Origin of the sequence: Streptomyces sp. NPDC059740, assembly GCF_042733155.1 — a bacterium.
GTDB lineage: Bacteria > Actinomycetota > Actinomycetes > Streptomycetales > Streptomycetaceae > Streptomyces.
Window position 1 is genome coordinate 89,974 of sequence record NZ_JBHWGP010000001.1, and the last position, 12,955, is coordinate 102,928.

1 pseudogene (cut by a window edge) is annotated in these 12,955 nt (G+C 75.3%); it reads right to left on the reverse strand.

Annotation, left to right across the window (positions count from 1 at the left end):
- Window positions 1-12,955, reverse strand: a pseudogene (locus tag ACFV3R_RS00420) (hypothetical protein) (its annotated part continues 31,383 nt past the right edge of the window); the annotation flags it as partial.

The following is a 12,955-nucleotide window of genomic DNA, read 5'->3' on the forward strand; positions in this document are numbered from 1 at the left end:
CGGCCTGCCCGTACGGCGCCGACCGCCGAGCGTCCAGCTCCGGCACCGGACCGAACGCCGACTCCTCCCACCGCGACCGCTTCACCTCAGGCCGCGCGGACGCCTGCGACTCAGGCTGCGGCTCGCGCCGGGAAGGCTGCTGCGGCTCAGGCTCAGGCCGCATCGACCGCTCCGGCGCAGGCTCAGGCCGCGCGGACGGCTGCGATGCAGGCTGGGGCTTCGCCTGCGACGGGGTCTCCGCCCCGGGCCCGGGCTTCGACTGCGGCTCGGGCCTGGGCTGCGGCTCCGTCCTCGGTTCCGGCACGGCCCGACCGGCCTGCCCGTACGGCGCCGACCGCCGAGCGTCCAGCTCCGGCACCGGACCGAACGCCGACTCCTCCCACCGCGACCGCTTCACCTCAGGCCGCGAGGACGCCTTCGACTCAGGCTCGGGCCGGGGCTCAGGACGGGACGGCTGCTCCGGCTCGGGCTCCGGGCGCGAGGGCTCCTCCGGCACGGGCTCCGGCTCCGTCCGCGTCCGTTCCGGCTGCGGCGCCGGTCCGGCCCGGTGCGGCGTCCGCTTCCCGTCCTGCGCCGAGGCCGGGTCCGCCGTCGACGGGCGCGTCGGTTCCTGGGCACGGCCGGGCGGCTCGGTGGAGCGCCGGGGCAGCGGCTGCGACGGGCCTTCCGTCTCGCTTCCCGGCTCCTCGTAGAACGGGCCTTCGGTGTACCGCGGTCGCGGCTCGGGCCGCGACGCGTCCGGCCGGGACGTCCGCTGCGGTCCCGAGGCACGCCTGGGCTCCGGGCCCGTGGGACGCCCGCGCCTCGGAGCGGGCTCGGGGCTGTGCTCAGGGCTGGACGACCGACTCGACACAGGGCCGGGACGCGACCCCTGCCGGCCCGGGCGCTCCCCACCCGAGGCATACCAGAACTCAGGCCCCGTCGACGGTCCGTGCCCGTCTCCCGGCCGTTCGGTGCGCCACTTGCCGGACTTGACCCAGTCCCGCATCTCCTGCTTCCACCGCATGTGCTCGGCCATCCGCTGGGACGCCGAACTGCGCGACTGCGACGGCCCCCCGTCGAACGTCGGGCCGTAGTCGTTCTCGGGCCAGTTCGACCACGTCTCGAACCGCGGCACACGCGGGTCCCGTCGCCCCGTCCCCGGTTCACGCGACGGCCCCGACGTCGCGTCGGACCGTGGGTCATGCGACGGCCTCGGGCGCTCCTGCCCGGAGGCACGCCTGCGTCCCTGTTCCCGCTCGGGCCCCCGCGCCTCAGGCTCCTGCCTCGGCGTGCTCCGGCGCTGCGGCCTCGGCCCCTGCCTGCGGCCCGTCGACCCCGCGGAGCGGTCGGGCAGCGGGCCGCTCCCCAGGTCCTCGAAGCGGGAGTCGTCGGGGCCGGGCTGGGTGGCACTCCGTACCGGACGGTCCGCGGCGGCGCTCTCCGGCAGGGTGTACACCTCACGCAGCTCACGCAGCTCGTACAGGCCGTGCACGTCCTGCATGACGACCCGGCGCACGACCTCGAAGGCCGTCGCCCGGGGGTACAGCGCCTCCGCCCGCTCCGGGCGGCGCGCGGCGAAGGAGATGTCCGGGGCGCTCGACCGCAGGACACGGTTGAGGGTCCGGTGGCGGCCGGGGCCGACAGGTACCTCCATGTCCACCTCAGTCGGGTCCAGCGTGACCTTCTGGAACTGCGGCACCCACAGCAGGTCCATGCCACCCGGCACGGCATCCCCGCGCTCGCCTTCCAGGTCCCCGGGCTCGTACGTGAAGAAGAACGCGTCCTCGCCGGACGGAGGCAGCCGGTACAGGCCGTCGGCGAGCATGCCCAGGTGCTCGTGGACCTCGTTGAGCAGCCGCTGCGCCTTCTTCCCGCCGAGTGCGTCGACCTCGTCGAGCAGCCGCTTCTCGTACTTCTTGACGTCCGCCGGCCGCTGCCCGGCGTACGCGCCACGCAGCTTGCGGGCCGTCTCCCGGAACGCCTCGCCCTTCCGCAGCATCAGGGGGAAGTCGGTCGCGCGCTTCCCCAGTTGGCGGTCGACCAGGTCGTGGAGGGCAGCCACCAGGCCCGCCGCGTCGAGCTGCTCGTTCTCGGCCACCTCGTCGAAGAGCTTCGCGTCGAGGGTCGTGGCCAGGTACATCGCGGTGAGGTGCGCCGAGCGCACGTGGTCCAGCGGGTGGCCGCCGTGACGCTCCTTCCAGTCCTGCAAGGCGTCGAGCCGCTCCGCGTCGGCGTCGCTCCTGCCGTTGAGGGCGGCGCGGATTCCCTTGGGCACCGCCGGGCCCCTGGTGACCTCGGGGGTGAGCCAGGCGGCCCGTTCGAGGTAGCGCAGCTCCTGCGGGGTGGCGTAGTGGACCAGGGCGTGGCCGGGGTCCTTGCCGGCGGGGTCGAGGAGCCGGTCCGCCCAGTCGTACAGGTGGGCGCCGTAGCCGAACACGGCCGCCTCCTCAGCCGGTCCGCCGAAGCCCACATCGGCGCGGAGCGACGCGGAGAGCAGGTCGTGCAGCGAGTACTGGCCGAGCAGGGCCGCGAAGACCGCGAGCCGCCAGGCTTCGAGCTTCTCGACGTCGTCGCCGACCAGGTCCCGGAACTCCCGGAACAGCAGCTCCGGCAGCTCGGTGGTCTCGTGCAGCGCCCGGATACCGCGGTCGTTGCACCGGGCCAGGGCCTCACCGGACAGCGGTGCGCGGTCGAAGTCCCTCATCCGCCGGTCAGGTGCGACGGCGCGGAAGAAGTCGGCCACGAGGTGGGCGACGGACGCCGACGTGCTGGGTGCCTTGACCGTGGCGAGCCTGACGGCCTGCCGGGCGGCGGCCAGCGCGGGACCGTCCAACGCCTCCCTGAGCCGGTCCTCGTACGTCCGGGCCAGCGCCATCCAGTCCTTGACCCTGGCCCTGTCGCCGCCTCCGTAGTAGTGGACGAACCGGTCCAGGTCGCGGTCCGGCGAGGGAGAGACCGGAAGACGTGCGTCCCGGCCCCGGGGCTCGAACACGGCCAGTCGCGGTTCGGGCGCGAGGGGGTGCGGGCGCTCCAGGACCAGCTCCGTACCCGTGAGCTGCACTCCGGCGTCCTTGGCCGTCTGTTCGGCCCTGCCCGCCGCCGGCTGGACCCAGGAGTCCGTCGTGGCGGCGATGGTGCGGTGCCCGCTCCCCTCGGCGAAGCTCTGCGCCACCGGTTCGGCCCCGTGGCGTTCCGCACCGGCGTCGCCCCCCAGCAGGACGAGCGGCAGGTCCGGCGACACGCCCGCCGCCTGCATCCAGCGCCGGGCCTGGCGTCCCACCTCGTAGGCGCTCTCGATCTTCGGGCCGTAGGGGGTCGTCACCACCATGGCGCGGGAGTCGACGGTGCGCACGTCCACCAGGCCGACCTCGGCCGCCTTCCACGGCAGTTCGCGGGCCTCCGGCTCCGGGACCTTCCCGGTCTTCTCCGTGCCGTCGGCCTCGACGTTCCAGATCCGGTACTTCGTCAGGCCGGGGAAGTCGCGGTAGTCCTCCGCCATCTCGGCGCGTCCCCTGGCATCGCGGAAGCTCAGTCCCAGCCGGCGGCCGTCGACGGTGACCGGCGCGGGGAGGGTCTCGGGGCCCCAGCGGCGGGAGGCCACGGGGGCGGCCGAGCGGAGGGTGACGACGGCGAAGCGCCGCCGGGTGCGCAGGTCCATCGCCGAGGTGATGTCGCGGATCTCCAGGCGGCCGGGCCGGGAAGTGAGCACCGAACCCTTCGCCGGATCGAAGGCGCTGGGACCGACGTCGTGGAACTCCGAGTCCTCCATCTGCCACAGCACGGCGTGGTGGCCTTCGCGCATCTTCCCGGCCGCGGGCATGTCTTCGAGCGCCGCTGACCAGGAGCTCGTCGCCGCGTCCAGGGGTGACTGCCGTACGAAGCGCGAGGGGCCCGCGGTGCTGTACGTCCTCGGGTTGCGCAGCGTGCCGGGCTCCTGGGTCCACCAGCCGACCCAGCCCCGTCGCTTCGGCGCCATCGCGGCGGACTCCACGGCCAGTTCGGCGTAGCCGGTCAGGTCGGCCGCGATGTCGGCGATGACGGCGTCGGCACGGGCCTCCAGGCGGCGCAGGTCCTGGTCCCGGTTGCGCTGCGTTCCGGCGCTCCGCCTGCCCAGGCGCTCCCTGTCGCGCTCGTCCTGCTCGAACAGGCTGCCCTTGGCCGCGGGGTCCTCGTGGATCTCGCCGAGCACGGTGGCGAACGACGGGGCGCCCTGGAGCAGCAGCGGATAGCGCGTCGTGTCCTTGCTGTCGTACGCCTCGCGGACGAGGTCGCGGGCGATGCGCTGGAGCTCCGGGACGCCGGGATCGGGCCGGCCCGGGACGGCCGGGTGGGCCAGGCGTGCCCGCAGCAGCAGGTGGTCGGGGCCGGTCGCCAGGTAGTGCCCCAGCAGGTGCCCGGGCATGAGGTTGTCCAGCGGCCAGGTACCGCCGTGTTCCCGCAGGTAGTCCAGCCTGGCCGCCCGGCGGTTCCACCACTCCGGGCCGACGAGGGGGGTGTCGGTGCTGTGTGCGGGCGTGCCGGACAGCCCGAGCAGCTTCGCGATGTCCCCGGTCTTCCGCAGCACTGCGGGATCGAGCCGGCCCGCCTTCTCCGCGTACCACCTCTCGTGCGGCAGCCGCAGGTCGTCCCACGCGTCCGTGCCGGGCCCGAAGTCCTCCCGGAGGGCGTCGCCGGCGGCCAGTCGGCGCGGGTCGAGGTTGCCCAGCGCCCAGGCGTGCAGGCGTGCGGCGTCCATGGGTGCGGTCGGTACGCCGGGCACCTTGGCGTTCACCGCCGCGACCATGAGTTCGGCCAGGCTGTGGTGGCGCAGCTCCGCTCCGAGCACCGCCGTGAAGAACGTCCACGGGTTGCCGTCGTGCACCGGCAGCGCGGCGCGCAGCCGGAGCAGCCACTCGGCCGTGTGGGCGTGCCCGTGCGCGGAGAGCTGGACACCGTACTCCCGGTTCCACTCCACCCGCTCGCGGTCCCACTGCTCCCGCTGCCGGAGCAACGCGTCCCGCTGCCGTGCCTCGTCCCTCGTCCTGGGCCTGGGCAGGGGCGGGTAGGGCATCTCCTGGTCGGGACGGTCCGGCATGCCCTCGGGCCGCAGCGCCGGCTTGCGCGCCCAGAGCCTGGCCAGGGCGTCCGGGCGCTCCGGGTGGGCGTAGGCGGCCCGGATCAGGGCCTGCATCCGCTCGGTGAGTTCGAGGGAGGAGTTCGGGTCGATGAGGGCGAGGTACTGGTCCATCGCGGGGACGCGGACGCGGGGGTCGGCGAAGAGGCGGGCCGCCACCGCGATGGAGCCGCCGCCCTTGATCTCCCTCTTGGGCCCGGCCATCTCCTCGAACTCGTCGGCGTACCAGCTGTGCAGCGCGGAGAGGGTGGCGGCCACCTCCCTGGGGGCGTCGGGGTCCTGGGCCAGCACCTCGCCCAGGGTGCGCGCGAAGTCCTGGCTCAGGTCCTCGTAGTGCGCGGAGCGGTGGAGGGTGGGGAAGCGCGGGGGGAGGACGTCGTCCCCGGTGCGGGGGCGGCCGGCCGGCTCCTGCGCCTCGACGTCGCCGGGGCTGTTCCAGTACTCCTTGGCCGGGTAGTACGCGGGAGGCCGCGAGCCCTCGGCGAGCGGGGCGTGGACGGGGATCGGGCCGGAGCCGCCGGGCTCGAACATCTCCCACTGGGCGGGGCGGCCGTAGACGTCCTCGCCCAGGAAGAGGCGGTCCGGCTCCCCCTGGCGTGCCCCGTCCGGGGCGTCCTGGCCACCGGGCACGAGCGCGGTCTCACCCCTGGCCCGGAACACCGTCAGCCGGTGCGTGTCGGACATCCGCTGCACGAACGGCGCCGACTCGGCCAGCGTCGCCCGGGTGGAGCAGGGCAGCAGTGCGACCGAGGTGCGGCCCTTGCGCGCCGCGGTCGCCATGAACTGCTCGACCACGCGGCGCGGCATCGCGTCACCGTGACCGCTCAGCCAGGCCGTGCCCTCGGGCAGGTCGAGCCTGCGCTGGACTGCACTGCGGTGCCCGGCCGCGTCCCGGCTCAGCTCGGTGTACTCGGTGAGCCGGTGCGCCCGCGAGAGCGCCCCGGCACGCAGGTCGTGGTCGGGCCGGGTGTAGAAGGACGTGCCACCCCACGCACCGCCGAAGCCGGACCCGAACCAGTCGCTGCCCTCCCTGGTGACGTCCCGGACCTTCAGGTCCTCGGACGGTGCCGGCCGCGGCGCCGTGACGGCCTCCGGGTCGCTCAGCCGCACGTACTCGTAGACCTGGCCGGTGTCCGGGTCGCGGCGGACCTGGCGCAGCACGACGTCCAGCATCCGGTCCTCGGGCCAGCGGGCCCGGTGCTCACCGGGCTTGCCCGACGCTCTGTGCACCGAGGTGCGTGCCACGTGGTACAGCACCGCGTGGTCCTGGGCGCCGCCGGCCGGACCGTGCAGTGCGGCGTGTGCCGCGCGGGGGTCCAGCGTCACCTGGTGGGAACGGGGGACCCACACCTCGTGCAGGGTGTCGGCCGGCGCGGTGCCGGCGTGCTGCGGGCCCAGTGCGCCCGGCAGCCGTCCGGCCCACCACGCCTCCGCGGTCTCCGGGCGGCTCAACCCGCGGCGGCGGGCGGCGAGGAAGCGTTCCCGTACGGTGCCGGCGTCGCCGGGCTCGTAGGTGAAGAGCCGCGGGTCGGGCTCCTCGGGGTTGCGCACCAGCACGAGGCCGGTGGTCCCTGCCTTGTCCCCGCCGAGGGCGCGCATCAGCACCGGGGCGCCGAGCGTGACCCGCAGGCTGCCGTCGGCCTCGTCCTGGGCGCGCACCGGTACGTCGTCGCCGCGCCGCTGTGCGCCCTGGCAGGAGGCCAGTTGCACCAGGGTGTCCAGCCCGAAGTCGTGTGCGGGCAGCAGCCGCCGCAGGTGGTACCCGTCGTCCCGGCCGGTGACGAAGATGCGGCCGTGGCGCGAGGGCACGACCAGGATGTCGGCGTTGCCGTGGCCGATGCGCATGGCGCGCCGACCGTGGGCGGGCATGGCCTGGACCGGGCCCTCGGTGGCGTCGCCCACCTCGTCGCCGTGCCAGACGAACTCCGCGGCTCCCGCCTTCGCCCAGGCCAGGCCACCCTGCGCCGGCAGGTCGTGGGTGCCCGTGCTGAAGACCACGATCCACCGGCCGTCGGGGTCGGCCAGGTGCCGGGTGACGATCGGACGGTTCCAGCCCTGCGTGGCGAGCGGGGTGGGCGTCTCGTCGGCGAGCACGTGCCAGAACCGGCGACCGGTCGAGGCGTCCACCACCGTGCGGACGTCCCGGACCTGGAACCCGGTCTGCCGCGGGTAGGTCAACCGGTCGGCGACGAACGGGTCGTTGCGCGCCTCGTCGGCCTCGGCGACGTCGACCAGCACGGGAACGCGCGCCGCGCTGCCGGGTGCGGGCGCCGTCAACGCCAGGCGGGTGGCGGCCTCCCGGTCCGCCGTGGCGGGGACCAGCCCCGCCAGGGTGAACGCCTGCCCGGTCCGGGGGACCTCGGTCATCAGCACGCCCTGCCGCAGCGGGCCGCCCCAGGAGGGCAGCACCTCCACGGCCTCCACGGCCATCTCGGCGTCGGCCGGGTGCAGCTGCGCGACCGGGGCGCTCCCCAACCGGCCCCAGGCCAGCAGGTGGGCGGGGCGCAGGTTCTCCTCCAGCAGTTGCGGCGCGTGGTGCCGGTCCAGCCAGCGTTCGTGCGCGACCGGATCGTAGGTGGCGGGGTGGACGCCTCGCCCGGCGGCGTCCGCGGCGTAGGCCCGGTGGTGCGGAAGCTCCCACAGGGTGCGGGCGTCCCCGGGGAGCGTCGAACCGGCCGGCATCCTCCCCGAGGTGACCAGTCCGCGGGCGTCGAAGTACCCGTCGGCCCAGGGGAGGAAGCGGTCGGCGGAGGTGTCCCGGACGACGGGTTCGACGCCGCTCTCCCGGACACCGGCCTGCTGGGCGGCGTCCAGTGCCTCGGCCAGTGAACGTCCTCCCTGGATCTGTGCGACGACCAAGGCGTCCCGGAAGACGTACAGGTCGGCGTCGGGCAGGTCCAGCGCGCGGTGCACGTCCAGCAGCCAGCCGACGGTGGCCGGCGGGCCGTCCCCGGTGACACGGTGGCCGAGGTCACGCAGGCGCCGGACCGTCGCCGCGTCGTAACGCTGCCCGGCGGGCCTGCGCGGCAGCCGGAGCCCCGCGCGCCGTACCTCGGGGTGGGAGGCGGCCAGCTCCGCGGCGCGCTCCAGCGCCCCGAGCGCCACGACAGGTTCGACGTACTCGCCGAGGAGGTGCGCCATACCGCCACGGGGGTCGACGCCGGGCGGCAGGAACGCGCGGCGCGCCTCGGTCTTGCTGCCCAGAGCCGCCCGGAGCCTGTCGTACAGGCCCTCGACCTGCTGCTGCACCTCCTCGATCAGAGCCTTCCTGCGCGACAGCACACGGGCCATGGCCTGCTCGTAGTCGGCTGCCGCCGCCCGCGCCCCGTCCACGAGGGAGGGGAAGCGCGGGACGTCGACGGCCTCGTCGCCGGCGGGGCTGTTCCAGTACTCCTTGGCCGGGTAGAACGCGGGCGGCACCGAGCCCTTCGCGAGCGGGGCCTCGACCGGCACCGGGCCGGAGCCGCCGGGCACGAACTTCTCCCACTGGACGGGGCGGCCGTAGACGTCCTCGCCCAGGAAGAGGCGGTCCGGCTCGCCCTGGCCCACCCCGTCCGGGGCGTCCTGGCCACCGGGCACGAGCGCGGTCTCACCCCTGGCCCGGAACACCGTCAGGCGGTACGTGTCGGACATCCGCTGCGCCCACGGCGCCGACTCGGCCAGCGTCGCCTGCTTCGAGCACGGCAGCAGCGCCACCGAGGTGCGGCCCTTGCCCGCCGCACGCGCCATGAACGTCTCCACCACGCGCCGCGGCACCGAGCCGTGCGCGCCCAGCCAGGCCGTCCCCTCGGGCAGGTCCAGCCTGCGCTGGACCGCACTGCGATGCCCGGCCGCATCCCGGCTCAGCTCGGTGTACTCGGTGAGCCGGTGCAGCCGCGAGAGCGCCCCGGCACGCAGGTCGTGGTCGGGCCGGGTGTAGAAGGACGTACCGCCCCACGTCCCGCCGAGACCGGACCCGAACCAGCCGCTGCCGTCGGCGTGGATGTCCCTGGCCGCGAGAGTCTCGGACGGCCCCGGCCGCGGCGGCACGATCGCCTCCGGGTCGCTCAGCCGCACGTACTCGTAGACCCGGCCGGTCGCCGGGTCGCGGACCACCTGGCGCAGCACCACGTCCAGCATCCGGTCCCAGGCGTATTGCGCGCGGTGCTGGCCCCCGGCGCCGCCGGACGCCTTGTGCACCATGGTGCCGACGACGTGGTACAGCACCGCGTGGTCCGACGTGCCGCCGGAGGTGAGGGGCCCGGCCGGGGGTGCGGTCCGGCGGTCGAGCCGCACCTCGTGGGAGCCGGGGACCCACACCTCGTGCAGGGTGTCCCGCGGTGCGGTGCCCGCGTCCGAGGGAAGCAGCGCGCCGGGCCGTCGGCCGTGCCACCAGGCCTGCGCCACCGGGTCCGGGGCCCCCTTGCCACGACGCTGGGCGGTGCGGAGGCGTTGGAGCGGCGTGGCGCCGTCCCGGGGCTCGAAGGTGAGCAGTGCCGGATCGGGTTCCTCGTCGTCGCGGAAGAGCACGAGCCGCGCCGGCTTCCCGGGCTCGGTCCTCGGGCCGATGAGCGTCGTCGAGCCGAGGGTGACGCGCAGGCTCGCGTCGGCCTCCTCCTGCGCCCGCAGCGGCACGCCGTCCCCCCGCGAGCGCGCCGCCTGGCAGGAGACGAGGAGGAGTTGGGCGTCGAGGGCGAAGCCGTGCGCGGCGAGCAGCCGGCGCAGGTGGTGGCCGTCGTCCCGGCCGGTGACGAAGATGTGCCCGTGGCGCGAGGGCACGGTCAGGAACTCGTCGTTGCCGTGCATGGCGCGCAGGACACGACGGCCGGCCGGGAGGCGCTGGGCGTCCTTCTCCTCCGTGTCGGTCTCCGCGTCGTAGCGCGAGACGGAACCGGCGGATGCCACCTCCGTCCACCTGCGGTCGCCGCGCTCCAGCGCTTCCACGGAGTTGAGGCTGGTCACGACGAGCCACTTCCGGTCCCCGTCGACCCGGTTCCGGGTGATGACCGGGCGGTCCCACCCGTCCGCCGGGAGCGGTTCGACGACCTCGTCGGCCAGCACGTGGACGAACGGCGTCCCGGTCGAACCGTCCACGGCGGACCGGACGTCCCGTGCCACGAAACCGGACCGGCGCGGGTAGGTCAGGCGGTCCACGGCGAAGGGGTCGTTGCGTGCGCCGTGCGCCTCCGCGACGTCCACCAGGACGGGCACGCCCGCCTTCTTCACCTTCGCGAACCCGGTGGTCCGGTGCGTGGCGGCCTCCCGGTCGGCGGTGCCGCGGAACAGCGCGGGCAGGGCGAACTCCTGCCCCGCACGCGGCGGCCGCAGCATCCGCACCCCCTGCCAGTACGGGCCGTGCCAGCCCGGGAGGAGCTCCAGCGCCTCCGCGGCCATCTCCGCGTCGACGGGGTCGAGCTTCCCGCCGCCGGCCAGCAGCTTCAGGGCCACCAGGTGCGAGGGGCGCAGGTTGTACTGCGGTATGCCGGGGGCGTGGTGCCAGTCGAGCCAGCGCTGCAACGCGGTCGCGTCCTCGGCCACCTCGTCCAGGCCTCGCTGGGCGGCCAGCGCCGTGTAGGCCTGGCGGTGGGGGTACTCCCACAGCTCGGTGAGCAGGTCCTCGCGCTCGTCCTCCGTGAGCTGGGGGGCCTCGCCGAGCCGCCCGAGGACGTTGAAGTAGCCGTCGGCCCAGGGCAGGAGGCGGTCGGCGGAGACCTCTGCCACGGCCGGTTCGACGGCGGGCTCCCAGGCGCCGGCCTGCTGGGTCTCGGCCAGCGCCTCGGCGAAGGAGTGGCCGTCCGGCGCCGTCAGCTCCGCGGCGATCAGCGCCTCGCGCAGCAGCAGCGGCCGGGCGTCGGGGACGGCCAGCTGGCGCTGGGCCGCCAGCAGCCAGCCGATGTGCACGGCGTGGCCCTTGCCGGACAGCCGGTGTCCGAGCTGGTCCCGCAGGTGCGCGGCGGTGGCGGCGTCGTGGGGCCGCGGCGCGGGCCGGGGTGGGAGGCGGAGTCCTGCGGCCCGGACCCGCTTGTCGGCGGCGGCGAACTCCAGGGCGCGCGTCAGGGCCCGCACCGCTTCGTCGAGCCGGGCGTCCGGTCCGAGCAGGTGTGCCATGCCGGTGGCCGGGTCGGTGCCGGGCGCCACGAACGCCGCGTCGGCGTCGGACTGGCCGAGGATCTCCGTCAGCTTCCCGCGCAGGCGCTCGGCGACGGCCTGCACCTCCTCGGTGAGCCGGGAGGCGGCGGACAGCGCGTGTCCCATGGCCTTCTCGTAGTCGGCGGCTGCCTCCCGGGCCTCGTCCACGAGGTCGGGGAAGCGCGGGTCCTGGGTGTCGTCCTCGTCGTCCGAGTCGTCCAGAGGACCGTTCCAGTCCTCGGGGGCGGGGAGGCGCGGCGGTTGGAGGGGGCGGCCGAGCCACTTGGTGACCGCCACTGCCGGAGTCCGGTCGCCCGGGCGGAGGGACATGAAGTTCGCCCCGGCGTCCAGGGTGATGCCGTCCACGGTGGAGACCCGCCCGTGGATGTAATCGACGCCCAGGCCGGTGCGGGCCACGAGGTCCCGCAGGCGGAACGCGCTCAGAATGGTCTGGCCGGGGGTGGTGCAGGACAGGAGCGTCATCCGCCGGAGGCCGTGGTCGAGGGTCTTCCTGGCGAAGTCGTCCAGGTCCCGCTCGGTCGGCAGGCCGTGGCCGATCCAGTAGGACGAGCTGCCGTCGGTCGTCGGCATCTCCCACCAGGAGCCCGTCAGGGAGCCGTCGCTCCGCTCGTCCAGGGCGAGGTACCGCCTGATCCGCCGCAGCCGGACCAGCGTGGGCGCACGCCGGGTGTGGTCGGGCTCGTCGAAGAAGGAGGTGCCGACCCAGGAACCGTCCTGGGAGTCGTGGACGTCCCGCGGCACGGCACCGGCCCGGGGGGCGAGGCCGTGCGGCACGCCGGCCGGGGCCTGGGTACGCGGCGAGGGCACCACCGGTTCGGTCTCGGTCAGGGACAGCTCGGTGAAACCGTCGGCCTCGCCGCGCCCGGTCACCGGCAGGATCGTCTCCACCGGGTAGCGGACGCGCTGCGTGCCGGGCACCTGGGGGGCGGTGGAGCGCGGGACCTTCAGCAGCACCGGGTGGCGCCCGCTGCCGGGCCGCTCCCGCAGGGCCGCGACCGCCGCCGCGCGGTCCCGCCATGCCGGCTGGTACTCCGGCAGCGCGATCTCGTGCAGTGCGTCCTCGGGACGGCCCGGCAGCAGCGCCGGTATCCACACCGTGTCGTCCACGGGGGGCAGCAGGCTCAGCGCCTCGGCGGCCATGCCCAGGTCGAGCGGGTCGGCCGCGTGCACGTCGTCCAGCGCGTCGACGCGGTGCAGGGCCACGGCGTGGGCGGCGCTGAGCCCGCCCCGCTGCCGCGAGGTCAGGGCGGCGGCCTCGGCGGCCACCCGCGGGTCGCTCTCGTACGCCACCTCGTGCGGCAGCCGGAGCCGCTTGCGCAGCTCGGCGCCGGTCGCGGACTCCAGGGGCCGGAACAGGTCGTCGGCGCCCAGGTACAGCTCGACGGCGTCACCGCCGGTCATGGTCCGGTACCGCACGTCGGCGTAACCGGACTGGTCGCCCAACTCGTCCTGCGCGGCCCGCAGCTTGTGGAAGAGGGGGCCCGGCAGCCCGGCGACCGCGGCCTCCAGGAAGCGCCACAGGTCCGCCTCGGTGGCCTCGGTCAGCTCGCCGTACTTCTCCAGCAGAGTCGTGACCAGCGGCGTCTGCCCGTGCCCTCCGGGGATGCCGCGTTCGCGCAGCCAGGCCCGGTGTTCCGGCGAGTCGGCCACCGGCGCGGGGCCCGCGGGCAGCGGCTCGGGGTGGGTGACGGCGACGGCGAAGGCGCGCAGGAGGTCCCCGACCCCGCGGCC